The sequence below is a fragment of the Mycobacterium stomatepiae genome, assembly GCF_010731715.1.
Taxonomy (GTDB): domain Bacteria; phylum Actinomycetota; class Actinomycetes; order Mycobacteriales; family Mycobacteriaceae; genus Mycobacterium; species Mycobacterium stomatepiae.
This window is the reverse complement of record NZ_AP022587.1, coordinates 2,157,096-2,170,913: the sequence shown is the minus strand read 5'-3', so window position 1 is coordinate 2,170,913 and position 13,818 is coordinate 2,157,096. Positions and strand designations below refer to the sequence as shown.

Annotated in this window: 14 protein-coding genes and 1 pseudogene; 11 read left to right on the top strand and 4 right to left on the bottom strand. The window is 64.5% G+C overall.

The window, feature by feature from the left end; translation table 11 throughout:
* Both G6N54_RS10290 and G6N54_RS10285 read left to right on the top strand, forming a co-directional pair.
* Entirely contained in the window at positions 1–1,401 is a 1,401-nt protein-coding gene (locus G6N54_RS10290; protein WP_163789937.1) for an aromatic ring-hydroxylating oxygenase subunit alpha, read from the top strand.
* A complete protein-coding gene (locus tag G6N54_RS10285) occupies positions 1,394–1,825 on the top strand; it encodes a Zn-ribbon domain-containing OB-fold protein (RefSeq protein WP_163789936.1) in 432 nt (143 codons plus the stop codon). The genes G6N54_RS10290 and G6N54_RS10285 overlap by 8 nt, the downstream gene beginning before the upstream one ends.
* 160 nt (positions 1,826–1,985) lie before the next feature.
* Here the strand turns inward: G6N54_RS10285 and G6N54_RS30400 are convergent, their stop codons facing one another.
* Positions 1,986–2,156 (bottom strand): hypothetical protein, encoded by a 171-nt coding sequence (locus G6N54_RS30400; RefSeq protein WP_232073571.1) that lies wholly within the window; start codon positions 2,154–2,156, stop codon positions 1,986–1,988.
* Between the two features lie 66 nt (positions 2,157–2,222).
* On the opposite strand from G6N54_RS30400, the gene G6N54_RS10280 reads away from it, so the two are divergent.
* The 4 genes from G6N54_RS10280 to G6N54_RS10265 all read left to right on the top strand — a co-directional run bounded on the left by G6N54_RS10280 (position 2,223) and on the right by G6N54_RS10265 (position 6,137).
* The gene (locus G6N54_RS10280) at positions 2,223–3,002 is read left to right on the top strand and encodes a thiolase family protein (RefSeq protein WP_232073569.1); all 780 of its coding nucleotides are present in this window, start codon (positions 2,223–2,225) and stop codon (positions 3,000–3,002) included.
* A 73-nt stretch (positions 3,003–3,075) separates the two neighbouring features.
* Positions 3,076–4,395 (top strand): amidohydrolase family protein, encoded by a 1,320-nt coding sequence (locus G6N54_RS10275; RefSeq protein ID WP_163789934.1) that lies wholly within the window; start codon positions 3,076–3,078, stop codon positions 4,393–4,395.
* Positions 4,396–4,635: 240 nt separating this feature from the next.
* On the top strand, positions 4,636–4,989 hold the full coding sequence (locus G6N54_RS10270; RefSeq protein WP_163789933.1) for a hypothetical protein: 354 nt from the start codon (positions 4,636–4,638) through the stop codon (positions 4,987–4,989).
* Positions 4,990–5,114: 125 nt separating this feature from the next.
* Positions 5,115–6,137, top strand: a complete 1,023-nt coding sequence (locus G6N54_RS10265; protein WP_163789932.1) for a hypothetical protein — start codon at positions 5,115–5,117, stop codon at positions 6,135–6,137.
* A gap of 109 nt (positions 6,138–6,246) precedes the next feature.
* Here G6N54_RS10265 and G6N54_RS10260 read toward each other — a convergent pair whose 3' ends face one another.
* A complete protein-coding gene (locus tag G6N54_RS10260) occupies positions 6,247–6,765 on the bottom strand; it encodes a winged helix-turn-helix transcriptional regulator (RefSeq protein WP_163789931.1) in 519 nt (172 codons plus the stop codon).
* Between the two features lie 82 nt (positions 6,766–6,847).
* Between G6N54_RS10260 and G6N54_RS10255 the strand changes: the two genes are divergently transcribed.
* The 5 genes and pseudogenes from G6N54_RS10255 to G6N54_RS10235 all read left to right on the top strand — a co-directional run bounded on the left by G6N54_RS10255 (position 6,848) and on the right by G6N54_RS10235 (position 12,786).
* Complete coding sequence (locus G6N54_RS10255) at positions 6,848–7,978, top strand: acyl-CoA dehydrogenase family protein (protein ID WP_163789930.1); 1,131 nt, start codon at positions 6,848–6,850, stop codon at positions 7,976–7,978.
* Complete coding sequence (locus tag G6N54_RS10250) at positions 7,975–8,946, top strand: LLM class F420-dependent oxidoreductase (RefSeq protein WP_163789929.1); 972 nt, start codon at positions 7,975–7,977, stop codon at positions 8,944–8,946. The genes G6N54_RS10255 and G6N54_RS10250 overlap by 4 nt, the downstream gene beginning before the upstream one ends.
* Positions 8,943–9,951 (top strand): annotated as a pseudogene (locus G6N54_RS10245) (NADP-dependent oxidoreductase). Before G6N54_RS10250 ends, G6N54_RS10245 begins: the two are co-directional and overlap by 4 nt.
* 52 nt (positions 9,952–10,003) lie before the next feature.
* Positions 10,004–11,164, top strand: a complete 1,161-nt coding sequence (locus G6N54_RS10240; protein ID WP_163789927.1) for an aldose epimerase family protein — start codon at positions 10,004–10,006, stop codon at positions 11,162–11,164.
* A 671-nt stretch (positions 11,165–11,835) separates the two neighbouring features.
* Positions 11,836–12,786: an alpha/beta fold hydrolase gene (locus G6N54_RS10235; protein ID WP_163789925.1), complete on the top strand. Its 951-nt coding sequence runs from the start codon at positions 11,836–11,838 to the stop codon at positions 12,784–12,786.
* A 13-nt stretch (positions 12,787–12,799) separates the two neighbouring features.
* Here the strand turns inward: G6N54_RS10235 and G6N54_RS10230 are convergent, their stop codons facing one another.
* On the bottom strand, positions 12,800–13,192 hold the full coding sequence (locus G6N54_RS10230; protein WP_163789923.1) for a Rid family hydrolase: 393 nt from the start codon (positions 13,190–13,192) through the stop codon (positions 12,800–12,802).
* Between the two features lie 63 nt (positions 13,193–13,255).
* Positions 13,256–13,789, bottom strand: a complete 534-nt coding sequence (locus G6N54_RS10225; RefSeq protein WP_232073565.1) for a cupin domain-containing protein — start codon at positions 13,787–13,789, stop codon at positions 13,256–13,258.
* Between the last annotated feature and the right edge of the window lie 29 nt (positions 13,790–13,818).

Below are 13,818 nucleotides of genomic sequence, written 5' to 3'. Positions count from 1 at the left end.
ATGACCGCGATCGACGATGCTATCGAACCGGAGACCAAGGGGAAGGTCCCGCAGAGGTACGCGTGCGGTGAGACGTTCGTGCCGAAGACTCGCTACATCGATCGCGAGTTTCTCCAGCTCGAACTCGAGCGGCTGTTCACCGCGGTGTGGCAGCCGGCCTGCCGTGAGGAGGAGATTCCGAACCCCGGCAGCTACTGCGAGTACACCATCGGCAGGCAGTCGATCATGGTGGTGCGGCAGAAGGACGGTACCATCAAGGCCTTTTACAACGCGTGCACGCATCGCGGGATGAAGGTGGTGCGCGGTGCCGGGTGTGCGAGCGATGGCGAACTGCGCTGTCCGTTCCACGGCTGGCGATACGGCTTCGATGGCCGCTCGTCGTTCGTCCCGTCTCGGGACGAGTTCCTTAATCGTCCGCGTGAGCAGTGGTCGCTGCGTCCCGTCTCGGTGGGAACCTGGGGCGGCTGGGTCTTCATCAGCATGGCCGAGAACGCGCCAGATCTGCTGGAATGGCTGGACCCGCTCCCGACGGCCCTGGCCCCGTTCCGCTTGCAGGACATGCGGTTTCGCTGGAGAAAGCGCACTACGCTCGCCGCCAATTACAAGACCGTGATCGACGCATTCATCGAGGGCTACCACACGCCGGGAACCCATCCACAGACCTTGCGGGCGGTGCAGGGGCCACGGCCCTCGGCGGAACCGGCGCCGCCCCAGGAATTCGTCTACGCGCCGTACACCCCGACGATCCCGTATCGGAATCACTCACGGTTCGTGTACACGGCACGACCAGATAGCGGTGACCGCGACAGCGCTCGCAAGGAGCAGGCAGCGCGGCCGGAGGTATTCGCGAACTCGATGCAGTACAACTACCTCGAGGTGGGTTCGCTCGTCACAGAGCGGGATTACCGCGCCGCACAGAAGCTGGCGTCCATGGAGACCAGCGATATACCACCTTTCGTGCTGTACCACCAGATGTGCGAGGAATTGGCGCTCGCGGAGGGTGTCGACTTCCCGAAGATGACGATGGAACAGTACTTCGCGGGCAACGGGGATTGGCACGTGTTCCCGACCCTGGTCATTCTCGTAGAGAAGTCTTGTGTCCTCGGCTATCGCATGCTGCCCGATGCCGAGGACCCGAATCGCTGTGTGTTTGAGATGTTCTCACTCGAACACTTTCCCGCGGGGCAAGTTCCGGAGACGAGCTGGCTGGAAGTCGAACGCTGGCAGGATCACGACGGGTGGGGCGAACTGCCCACCCAGGACCTCAAGAACATCGACGCAATCCACGCGGGCATGCATTTACGGGGATTCGAGGGGCTGTGGCTGAACACCGCGCAGGAGATGTCGATTCGCAACGAGCACGCCATTGCCGACCGATTCATCTTCGGCGTTGATGACTGACATATCGCAGGCGGGCGGACGCCCGCTCGCCGCCGTCACCGCGATCAACCGACCGTATTGGACGTCGGGCGCCGAAGGTGTCTGGCGTCTGCAGCGCTGTCCGGACTGCGAGCGGTTCATCCATCCGCCCACGCTGCGTTGCCAGTTCGATCACGCGGTGCCGGAGTGGGTCACGCTGTCGGGTCGCGGCACTGTCGAGTCGTGGACCGTCAACCATCATCCCTTCTTCCCGGGAATCCCCACTCCCTATGTCATCGCCTTCGTGAACCCGGTCGAGGACGGGCGTGTTCGCGTCTTGACGAACCTCGTTGACGTCGAACCGGATTCGGTCTGCTGCGGCATGCCGGTGCGCGTCAGGTTCGACATCGGGACGGACGGCGACGGCGAGGACGTGTACATTCCGCTGTTCACCCCGGAGCGCTGATGGCAGGTCGATTGACGGACGATGTGATAGTCAGCGGCATCGGCCAGTCCGACATCGGACGGCGTCTCGGACGCGATCCCCTGCAGCTCACGGTCGACGCGTGTGTGGCCGCAGTCCAGGATGCGGGGCTCACCCTGGCCGACATTGATGGCCTCACCACCTATCCCGGCGCGTCGATGGCCGGCAACGGATTCTCGGGCGCCGGGCTACGGGAAATCCACGACGCTCTCGGGATACGCCCCAACTGGGTGGCCGGCGGGTTGAGTACCCGGGGCAACTCGGTGCCGTCGTCGACGCGATGCTCGCTGTCTCCGGCGGGATGGCTAACCACGTGCTGTGTTGGCGCAGCATTTGGGAGGGAACCGCTCAGGGCGCGGACCGGCGACGAGGTTACGGGGTGCCGGCAGGCAGCAGGGCGAGCGGGCAACTCGGGTGGCAGCTGCCCTACGGTGCCTCGGCGGCCAACCTCGCCGCGCTGCAGCTACGTTCGCGGATGGACCGATTCGGGTTGACCCGCGAGCAACTCGCGCAGGTGGCCATCGTGCAGCGCGCACACGCGAAGCTGAATCCCAAGGCGGTGTACACCGAACCAATCGACTTGGCCGACTATCTCGGGGCTCGCATGGTCTCGGACCCGCTGTGCATGTACGACTGCGATATCGCGTGCGACGGCGCGACGGCGTTCGTGGTCTCGCGGGCCGAACATGCCGCTGCACTGGACCACCCAGGGGTCGTGGTGGAAGCGCTCGACTGTGCGCACCACGATCGGTTCCTGTGGGAAGGCGGCCAGGACATCGCCCGGCTCAACTCGCGGTGGTCGACCCTCTGGGACCGAACGGATTTCACGCCCGACGACGTCGACTACGCGTCGTTGTACGACGGCTTCAGCGTCTTCGTGTTGTGCTTCCTCGAGGACTTCGGGTTCTGCAAGTTCGGCGAATCGGGGGAATGGGTGGCCGAACCGGCGCGCTTCTCCCTCGGCGGTGCGCTGCCTATCAACACGGCCGGCGGACGGCTGTCGGGGGGGCGCTTGCATGGCTTCGGCCATCTGCACGAGGCCTGTGTGCAAGTGCGCGGTGACGGCGGGGCGAGACAGGTCGTCGGCGCCGAACTGGCGGCCTGTGGTGTCGGAGGGGCCAACAGTGGCACGACGATGATGTTGTTGCGCCGCAGCTGAACCCGAATGTCGACCAACTGAATAAGCAGTGCCGATTCGTACCAAGCGAGCGATCAGCTGAAGGAGTGCCATGATGGTCGATCCGTTGAATCTGGTGTTGATCAGTGTGGATGACCACACCGTCGAGCCCCCCGACATGTTCGCCAAACACGTGCCGGCGCAATACGCAGACGACGCACCCCGAATTGTCGAAGAGCCGGACGGCTCGGTTGCGTGGGTCTACGACGGTGTGAAGTTGCCCAACATCGGTCTGAACGCAGTGGCCGGTAGACCCAACGACGAGTGGGGGTTCGAACCATCGCGGTTCGAGGACATGCGTAAGGGATGTTATGACATCGACGCCCGCGTCGACGACATGAATGCCTGTGGTGTGCTGGCGTCCGTCTGTTTCCCTTCGTTCCCGACCATCTCGGGCGCCCTTTTCACGTTCCGCGGCGATCGCGAGATCTCCGGCGTGATGGTCAAGGCCTACAACGACTGGCACATCCAAGATTGGTGCGGCGCTCACCCTGACCGCTTCATTCCGATGGGGATTCTCCCACTGTGGGATTCGAAGCAAGCGGCCGCGGAAGTGCGTCGGCTGGCTTCGCTGGGCTGCCGGGCCGTGACGGTCCCGCAACACATCTCCAACTACGGGCAGCCGCCGTGGCAGGACAAGCACTGGGATGCGTTGTGGGAAGCCATTTGCGAGAACAACACCGTTGTCAACATTCACATCGGAACCGGCGGCGGTCTGCCGGTGCCCTCCGATCAGACGAGCTATCTCGCGTACAACTCGATGCTGGCACTGGATACGGGACGGTTCACCGCGGACCTCCTCTTCTCGCGGGTTGTCAAGGAGTTCCCGAAGGTCAAGTTCGCTCTGTCCGAGGGCGGCATTGGATGGATTCCATTCCTGCTGGAGCGCTTCGAGGACGTCTACAGGCGTCAGCGAGCCTGGACGGGCGATGATCTTGGCAACGGCGTGTTCCCAACGGACGTATTCCGGCGAAACTTCCTGTCCTGCTTCATTCGGGATCGCGTAGGCATCGAGAACCGGCACCGCATCGGCATTGAGACCATCTGCTGGGAGATGGATTACCCGCATTCGGATTCAAGCTGGCCCGACGCTCCCGAACAACTCGCCGCGGACCTCCAGGGCTGTTCGGATGACGAGGTCGAGGCCATTGCGTGGCGCAATGCCGCGAATGCCTTCGGATATAGCGGGGTTGAGCGGCTGGGGCGAGAGAACTGCACGGTGGCTGCTCTGCGTCGGAAAGTCGCCGGAAAGCACTTGTTGACGCCGAAGGTCGACGTCGATCGCATCCCGAGGCCTGGTTCGCAAGCCATCACATATGGAGAAATCAAGGCTCGGATGGCGACAATCATGACCGGTGGCAGATCAGAGTCCTGACCGGGTCGGGCTCTGCACAGCCGCTTTGCACTCCTATTACAAGTCGACTTGATTTCGGTCCTACGTTAGGAAGGCATCCGCGTCACTTCGATCGGCAAGCTCGGGGCAAACTGAGGTGCGGCTGCTGGCTCACGGCATGCGTCCGCGTGCGTATCCGCAAGGGCGGCACCGCTTACATTGCTGTGCCCGGGCTGCGGCGCCACTAGGCTAGTACTCAGCGAACTGCCCTAAGGAGATGTGATGCGCCGCGGAATATTCGGCACCCCCTTAGTGCCCGCCGTCAACGGTGTCGTGGCCAAGCTCCTCGATGCGCCGCGGGTGGGCAAAGTGATGCGCCGAAACACGACAGTGATTTCGTACGTCGGCCGTCGCTCGGGCAAGACGTTCACGACACCGGTGAGTTACCGGCGGATCGGTGACGAGATCGCCATCCGTGTCATGCTTCCCGACGCCAAGAACTGGTGGCGAAACTTCCTGGATGGCGGCGGTCCAATTACACTGCAGCTCAACGGAACCGATCAAACTGGGCACGCCGTCGCCAGCCGTGACGACCGGGGTCGTGTGACCGTCACAGTCAAGCTGGATGACCGGTAGGCGCGGAAATTTCGACAACGCTCGTCGGTATCGAGCGTGGAAGAGACGTCCGGCGCAGTTCGGCGAAGGACGCATGCGGCCACCAGGGACGTTTCGCGCGGTGGGTTACGGGTACGCCTGGCGCAATGCCAGCCGCTTCGTCGTCAATCTTGTTGATCGCCGATCCCGGTGTTCCGGCGGTGATCGCCGAACGTCTTGCTGATTCGCTGACGGACTGGGCTCCCGCGAATGGCCAGTGGGACGTGTCTGTGCGACGCGACTCCTATCCCGTCGATGAGCATGCCGGGGTCGTGGAGGTGATCCGCACCGTTGACCCGGCTGGCGAGGCCGAGGACATCGTCATCTATCTGACCGATCTAGTACGACGTCACGGGACGACTCCGGTGATTGTTGACATCAGCGTGCGAGACCGGTTTGGGCTGATTTCCATCCCTGCAGTGGGCGGTGCGTTCATGGATCGCCGGGTGAGGAACTTGGCGCAGATATTTGTGGCCGAGGTGACGTCCCCGTCAGACAAGCAAGACGAATGCGTAAAGCGGCTGGTACGGACGCAGGAGGGCGATGTTGTCCGCTACGTCGCGCCGACAGCCTTGTCGCGTCTACAGCTTCTGATGGGCATGGTTTACGCCAACCGCCCGTGGCGATTGGCTGCTGGTTTGTCCAAAGTGTTGATGGCGGCGTTCGCCGCTGGGGCCGTGAGTTTGGCGTATCCGACGATCTGGCAATTGTCCGACACCATGGGCCCCCGGCGGTTGAGCGCGGCGACGATCTTGGCGAGCGCAGCCATGATCGGGTGGCTCATCCTTGACCACAAATTATGGGAACGGCCGCCGTCGGCCGGCCAACGCGAACGCGCGGTGTTGTACAACGCAGCAACTGTCGTGAGCCTGACCATCGGTGTCGCTGTTCTCCATCTTGGGCTGTTCATCCTGCTGCTCGTGACCGCCTGGTGGACGCTTCCGCCGGAATTGGTCGCTCACAACATCGGCCATCCCGTCGATCTCTCGACCCTGTTGTTGATGGCTTGGCTGGTGGCGGCGGTCGCAACACTGGGCGGTGCCTTGGGGTCGGGGATGGAGAATGACAAGGCCGTCAAGGCGGCCGCATATGGGGTTCGGCAGCGCCAGCGATTCGACAAATCGAACTGACGAATGGCGGTGAGTCGGCTCACCAATTCGATTCAGGCCCGAAACACGAGTTCGGCCGCACGGCTTTCGAAATAGCTTACACGCCAGCCGATCTCGTCGACTGAGCCGGTCATGGTTGTCCGGGCGACCGCCGTTCGGGTGGTCGCGAATTGTCAGGCGCTGCCTGCTTGGCCCGGAAGCCGGGTCCGGCTTCGGGTGTCACGTTGCGCGCGGTGATCTCGTCGCCGCAGTGTGCGCAGACCAGGCGGGCATCGATGGGCTTGCCACAGGTTTGGTGTCGCAACACAATCGGTGGCCCGTCTGCGTTCGGCAGGTGCTCGTCACCCCACCGCATCAGGACGACGATCGCTCCGAAGAGCTCGCGCCCCGCGTCGGTGAGCCGGTACTCGTGGCGCTCGGGATCCCGGGAATAGGGGACTCGATCGAGCAGGCCGGTATCCACGAGCGTCCGCAGTCGCGAGGACAGCGTGGGCCGCGGAATGCCGAGGTTGCGTGCGAGCTGGCCGAAGCGCTGCACCCCGAAGAAGGCCTCCCGCATGATCAGCAGCGTCCAGCGCTCGCCAACCAGTTCGAGCGCGCGACCTACCGACTCCCCTTCGAAGCGGTGCGACAGGTCGGTGAGGGCCACAGTTCATTTACTTTACTTGGTTCAATTGCTGTACCTTAAATGGTAACAAAATTGAACCGACTGCCGGTACCTGGGAGCCCCGATGAATCACAGCGACACCGAACTCGAAACCCTGGCCGCGAAGATCGCGCTTGCGGCGGGGGAGATGTCGGCGGAGATCGATCGCGAACGTCGACTCCCGGACGGGCTGGTAGCCCGGCTGCGCGAGGCCGGCTTCCTTCGCGCCACCATGCCGCGGGAGGTCGACGCGCTCGAGCTCGCGCCCGGGCCGGCGCTGCGGTGCGCCGAAGCTGTGGCGCGTGGCGACACCTCGGCGGGATGGTGCGTGTCGATCGCGATCACCAGTGCCTTGCTGGTCGCCTACCTGCCGCCGGACACTCGCGACGAGATGTTCGGCGGTGGTCAGGGTGTCGCCGCGGGGGTCTGGGCGCCGCGCGGCAAGGCAAGGTCGGTCGACGGCGGCGTCGTGGTGTCCGGGTGTTGGCCCTTCTGTAGCGGGATCAACCACGCCGACATGATGTTCGCCGGCTGCTTCGTCGACGATGGGCGCGTGCCCTCCGTCGTCGTGCTGCCCAAGGGCGACCTGCGGGTGCTCGACACCTGGCACACGCTGGGCCTGCGCGGAACGGGCAGCCACGACAGCGTCGCCGAGGAGGTCTTCGTGCCCGCCGACCGCGTGTTCTCGGTGTTCGACGGGCCGGTGATAGACCGGCCGCTGTATCGCTTCCCGGTGTTCGGATTCTTCGCGCTGTGCATCGGTGCCGCCGCGCTGGGTAACGCGCGCGCCGCGATCGACGACCTCGTCGAGCTGGCCGGCGGCAAGAAGGGGCTGGGCGCGACGCGCACTCTGGCCGAACGTCCGGCGACCCAGGCGGGGGTGGCGACCGCCGAGGCCACCCTGGGTGCCGCCCGTGCACTGTATTACGAGTCAATCGAGGACGCCTGGCAGGCCAGCCAACATGCCGACTCGGTGCCGGTGGCGCTGCGCAGCCGGCTACGGCTGGCGGCCACGCACGCCGTACGGACGTCGGCCGATGTCGTGCGCACCATGTATGACCTGGCGGGCGGCAGCGCCATCTACGACGGCGCGCCCCTGCAACGCCGATTCCGCGACGCGTTCACCGCCACCGCCCACTTCCAGGTCAACGAGGCCTCGCGTGAGCTGCCCGGGCGGCTCCTGCTCGACCTGCCCGCCGACGTTTCGATGCTATGAGCGGTCTCCAGGTCGTCCTGCCGTTCTGGCTGGACCGTCCCGATCACGAGGCGATGGATATCGCGCTGGCGGCGTCCGATACCGGCTGCGACGCGCTATGGATCGGGGAGATGGCCACCTACGACGCGTTCGCGCTCGCTACAGCGGTCGGGTTGCGTGCGCCCGGATTGCCGCTCAAGATCGGGCCGCTGGCGGTCGCGGTTCGGGGGCCGGTGACGCTGGCGCTCGGTGTGAGTTCGGTCGCGTCCCTCACCGGCAGCCCCGTCGATATTGCGCTGGGGGCTTCGAGTCCGGCGATCGTGGCCGGCTGGCATGACCGTGGCTGGGCGCACCACGTGCCGGTGATGCGCGAAACCATCGAATGCCTGCGGTCGATGCTGGACGGCGAGCGCACCGAGTATGCCGGCAGGCACATCAGCAGCCGCGGGTTTCGGCTGCGCCACCCCTGCCCCGACACACGAATCGCGTTGGGGGCGTTCGGTCCTGGCATGATCCGCCTGTCAGCGCAATCCGCCGACGAGGTCGTGCTCAACCTCGCCTCACCGGCCCGCGTCGCGGAGGTTCGGACGGCGATCGATGCCGCCGCCGCCGCGGCCGGTCGAGCCGCGCCGCGCCTCACGGTGTGGGTGCCGGTTGCGCTCGATCCCGGTTCGGCCGCACATGCCCAACTGGCTGGTCAGCTGGCGGTCTACCTGAGCCCACCCGGCTACGGCGAGATGTTCAGCGCCTTGGGCTTTCGCGAACTCGTCGTCAAGGCCCGGACCGGCGCGACCCGCCGCGACCTCGCGGCAGCCATTCCCGTCGAACTCCTCGACAACGTGGCTGCCTTGGGATCCGGCGATCGAATCGCGGCGCGGCTCAACACCTACCGCGAGGCCGGCGCAGACTGCGTCGCCGTCGTGCCCTCCACCGCCGAAGACCCCGGTGGCCGGGAAACCCTCAGCGCCGTCCAGAAAGGTGAATCGTGACGCTTGCCAACGCCCAGTGCCGGCTGGCGGCGCGTCCGGTCGGCCTGCCCAAGCAATCGGATTGGCAGATCACGGACGCGCCCGCCGGGACCCCGGCCGACGGCGAGTTCCTGGTGCGGGTCGAGTACGTGTCGGTCGATCCGGCGATGCGGACATGGATGAACGCGGGCCGGTCGTATGTGCCGCCGGTGGAGATCGGCGAGGTGATGCGCGCCGCTGGCATCGGACGCGTCATCGAGTCGCGGCACCCGGATTTCGCGGTCGGTGACGAGACGTATGGCACCTTCGGCGTCCAGCGCTACGCGCTTTCCGACGGTGCCGGCGTCACCCGAGTCGACACCACCCTCGCGCCCGCTCCGGTGCATCTCGGTGCCCTTGGCATCAGCGGGCTGACGGCCTATTTCGGGCTGCTCACCGCGGCCCGGCCAGACCGTCGTCGTGTCGGGGGCTGCCGGTTCGGTCGGCAGCGTCGTCGGACAGATCGCACGGATCAACGGGTGCCGTACGATCGGCATCGCCGGCGGCCAAGACAAGTGCCGCTGGCTGGTGGAAGAGCTCGGCTTCGACGCTGCCATCGACTACAAGGCAGACGATCTGCGCAAGCAGCTCAAGGCGCACGCGCCCAATGGGATTGACGTCTTCTTCGACAACGTAGGGGGAAAGGTCCTGGAGGCCGTGCTGTCGCGGCTGGCTCTCGGCGCACGCGTCGTGCTCTGCGGGGCCGTCTCGCAGTACAACGCGACCGGTGAGCTCAGCGGGCTGCGCAACTACATGCAGCTGCTGGTTGCTCGCGCTTCCATGACCGGCTTCGTGATCTTCGACTACGCCGACCGATACGGTGAAGGCGTTGCGCAGCTGGCGAATTGGCTGCACCGCGGTGAATTGCGTTCGCGTGAGCAGGTTGTGCGCGGCGACGTCAGCGACTTTCCCGAGGTCTTGTTGGCACTGTTTCGCGGTGACAACACCGGCAAGCTGGTGCTCGCGCTCGACGACCCTTTCGTCTGACTGGATCGGATGCCTCGACCTGTTGCTGCGAATGGACGATCCTTGACTCATCATGAGCAGTAAAAGATTGCTTCAACTGATCGCGCTCGGTGCCGTGGGCTTGGCGGCATGCAGCGACACGACCACCGCGCCCGCAGAGCCGCCGTCGATCGCCGACGAGCCGTTCGGTCAGGTGGATGGAACCCCGGTGACCCGCTACACGCTCACCAACGGGCACGGCATGCGCGTGCGAATCCTGACCTACGGCGGCATTATTCAGTCGATCGAGGTCCCTGATCGCACCGGGCATGTCGGCAATGTGGTGTTGGGCTTTCCGACCCTGGCCGGTTACCTGGACAACACCGGATCCGCCAAGACCTATTTCGGCGCGATCGTCGGCCGCTATGGCAACCGGATCGCCAAGGGCACCTTCTCGTTGAGCGGCAACGAGTATCACCTGCCGATCAACAACGATGGCAACAGCCTGCATGGCGGCACCGCGGGTTTCGATACGAAGGTGTGGCAGGCCAGTCAGCAGAACAGTAGCGACCGCGTGGGCGTGAAGCTTCAATATGTCAGTCCCGCAGGCGAAATGGGTTACCCCGGAACACTGACGACCATTGTCACCTACACCCTGAACCAGAAGAACGAACTGCGCATCGACTACCACGCGACCACCGATGCGCCGACGGTGATCAACCTGACCAATCACAGCTACTTCAACCTGGCAGGCGAGGACACGCTCGATATCTACGGCCAGAGGCTCACCATCCACGCGGACAACTACACGCCTACCGACCTTGCGCAGATCCCTACCGGCCAGATCGCCCGGGTGCAGGGCACGCCGTTCGATTTCACCGCACCGACCGCGATCGGCACGCATATCTCCGCGAATGACCCGCAGCTGTTGTTGGCTCACGGTTACGACCACAACTGGGTGATCAACCGCGACAACAACGCTGGGCTCGTCGAGGCGGCCAGGGCCGAGGATCCGCAGACGGGGCGCACCCTGACTGTCTCCACAACCGAACCCGGTGTGCAGTTCTATACGTCTAACTTCATCGGCGGTGCGTTCACCGGCACCAGCGGGCATATCTACCGGCAGGGCGCGGGATTCACGATGGAGACCCAGCACTACCCGGATTCGCCGAATCACCCGAACTTCCCGACCACCACGCTCAATCCGGGCCAGACCTACGATTCGACGACGGTTTTTGCCTTCGGCACGGAATGAGCGCCGGCGCCCAAGTCTCTGGGCGTATTCGCAAACCCTCACGCGTCGTTTCAAGTAGCGAAATTCCTCATTTCTGCTGGTAAGCACGATTTTTGTGTCAAGTTCGACTGTCGGAGCCTCACTGAGAATGTGCGGTTCAGGGCGATATTGGGTACTCGCCGCATCTACGGGGTTGAATGATTCCCGGGGTGAGCGGCTTTAATCGTCATACGACGGCGATGTCACGTAGTGCACGCCCCGACACCGCAATGAGGAGCTTTGATGACCTATCGCCGTCTTGCTTGGGCGCTCGGCGCCGTGGTGGTGGCGGCTGTTGTTCCCGTCAACGCCCATGGCCAGCCGCCGACGAAATGTCTGACCAACACTCAGACGGGCAAGCAGGTCTATGTGCCCTGCGATCTGCTCAACGCCGGCGCCAATTTCCCGCCGGGCCAGCGTTGTCCTCCGCCGCTTGAGCAGTACCCGAAAGATGTGGCGGACTGGTGTGGTGTAGGCCCAGGCCTTGCGACTCCCACGCCCACGAGCACTACTACTCCGACGAGCCCCACGAGCCCTACTAGCTCGACGACTCCCACGAACCCGACGAGTCCCACGAGCCCGGGACCTCCGGGCGATGGACAGTGACGGCACGTGCATGAGGTGGCCCACCCCTCGTCGGAAAGGAGGGACTGATGGTTGGTGAAAGTGGAGTGTCCGGAACCGAAGCGGGCTCTGGCATCGAGCCTCCCGTCGAGCCGTGGGTGCGGCGGGCGCTGGGGTTGCTCGAACGATTCGCCCCGGCAATCGGTTCGAAGTGGGCTGTCGAGTTGTGGTGTACGCCGCCGGCCGTCGACGCGAGCCTTCGCATGCCGCCCGGCGTCCCGCCGGGCGAGCCTCTCGAGGCACGCTGGGACGGACACCGGATCGCGGGGGAGTGCTGGGGCGACGGGCCTCCGGTGTATCTGGTGCACGGCTGGGGCGGATGCCGCGCGCATCTCGGAGTCTTCGTGAAACCGCTTGTCGAAGCGGGACACCGGGTCATCGCCTTCGATCTGCCGAGCCACAACGAATCCGAACCGGGCGAGCTCGCGCCGGGACGTACGACGATCGTCGAATGCGCCGAAGCGGTGCGGGCTTTTGTGCGCACACACGGACCTGCGCGCGCAATCGTGGGGCACTCCCTGGGCGCCAAAGCGGCCGCGCTGGCCGTCGCCCGAGGCGCGGAGGCCGAACGCCTGGTATTTCTGGCACCGATGGGTGACTTCTCTTGGTACCTAGATATTTTCGCCGATCGTCACGGTTTCGGACCGCGCATCCTCGGCGGTCTGCATCGGCGCCTCGATCGGCGTCTGAAGATGCCGCTGTTCGACACCGATATCAATCGAATCGCGACCACCCTGGACACTCCGCCGCCGCTGCTGATCATCCACGATCCCGACGACCCCGACAGCCCGCACGACATGAGTGAGAAACTTGCCGATCTCTGGCCGGGCGCGACACTGATGACCACTCGCGGGCTGGGGCGCCTGGCGCACTACCGCATCCTGCGACACCGACCTGGGATCAATGCCGCCATCGACTTCATCGGCCGCGCAGAACCCGTCGGCGAGACCGTGTCGACGGGCCAAGACATATCCCGCTGATCCTGTACAAATCTCAGGTCGCCACGATGGCGACGACTTCGACTTCGAGGCGCAGGTTCGGCCACACCAGCCCGTCGATGATGGAGAGCATGGCGGCCGGTTCGTGGTGGATGATCTCGGTAATCATGGGCAGGTAGGCCGGCAGATCGTCGCGGCTGGTCAGCCAGTGGCGCACACTGACGATGTCGGTGAGCTTGGCGCCGGCCTTGCCGAGCGCGCTTTCGACGTTAGCCCAGCACTGCCGGGCTTCGTCGGCGAAGTCCTCAGGCGGGGTGCCGTCTTCGCGCAGCCCGGGTGTTCCGGAGACGAAAATCTGTGTGCTGCCTCCGGATACCGCGACAGCATCGGCGTATCCGGTAGCGATGTGCGCGCCCACTCCGGTGAGGATCGGGGTAATGGTTGTCATCTCGAGACTCCTTGTGGTGTGAAATATGTTGGTGCACGAAGGGATTGCGAACCCGGCGGTTCATTACCAGACGGGTTCGCCGGGGAACTTCAGGCCGAAGCGGTTGCATAGTTCGGGGACACTGTCGACGTCCATCTCCAGCTCGTACCGCGCACAGAGTTCGGCTAGGGCTGGTGCCGATATCGCGTCTATGCCGCCGAGGTCGGAAAGCTCGTCGAAGAACTGCTCAAATCCTGCGGGGGAGATAATCTCCAGGATGCGGGCGGGCGCATCACCCGCGTTCCAGAACGTATGCCATTGGCCTCGTGGCTTGAAAATGAAGTCGCCAGGTCCGCCGTAGCGCACCTCATCGCCTAGCAACGCACCTACGCGTCCTTCGATGATCCAGCTGTACTCGTCTTCGTTGTGGTGTCGATGAAGCGGTGCGGCTAGGGCTCGGGGTGACATCGGATGCTCGAGGATGGAGAAGCGTCCTTGTGCCTGAGCCCAATTGACGATGTGGCGGACACCGATCGTGCCATTGAACACGTACTTGCCTTCCGCGCGGCCGACAGACTTAGCCGGCGGGCCGCCCGGCCTCAAGATATCGACTGTCACTGCAAACCTCCTTCTCGATTGTCCAGCAC

Excerpts from the sequence above, each read along its gene's own strand:
- G6N54_RS10250 (WP_163789929.1), top strand. The coding sequence starts at position 7,975 with ATGAGCGGTCTCCAGGTCGTCCTGCCGTTCTGGCTGGACCGTCCCGAT.
- G6N54_RS10265 (WP_163789932.1), top strand. The coding sequence starts at position 5,115 with ATGCCAGCCGCTTCGTCGTCAATCTTGTTGATCGCCGATCCCGGTGTT.
- G6N54_RS10290 (WP_163789937.1), top strand. The coding sequence starts at position 1 with ATGACCGCGATCGACGATGCTATCGAACCGGAGACCAAGGGGAAGGTC.
- G6N54_RS10230 (WP_163789923.1), bottom strand. The coding sequence starts at position 13,192 with ATGACAACCATTACCCCGATCCTCACCGGAGTGGGCGCGCACATCGCT.
- G6N54_RS10255 (WP_163789930.1), top strand. The coding sequence starts at position 6,848 with ATGAATCACAGCGACACCGAACTCGAAACCCTGGCCGCGAAGATCGCG.
- G6N54_RS10235 (WP_163789925.1), top strand. The coding sequence starts at position 11,836 with ATGGTTGGTGAAAGTGGAGTGTCCGGAACCGAAGCGGGCTCTGGCATC.
- G6N54_RS10270 (WP_163789933.1), top strand. The coding sequence starts at position 4,636 with ATGCGCCGCGGAATATTCGGCACCCCCTTAGTGCCCGCCGTCAACGGT.
- G6N54_RS10240 (WP_163789927.1), top strand. The coding sequence starts at position 10,004 with ATGAGCAGTAAAAGATTGCTTCAACTGATCGCGCTCGGTGCCGTGGGC.
- G6N54_RS10275 (WP_163789934.1), top strand. The coding sequence starts at position 3,076 with ATGGTCGATCCGTTGAATCTGGTGTTGATCAGTGTGGATGACCACACC.
- G6N54_RS10285 (WP_163789936.1), top strand. The coding sequence starts at position 1,394 with ATGACTGACATATCGCAGGCGGGCGGACGCCCGCTCGCCGCCGTCACC.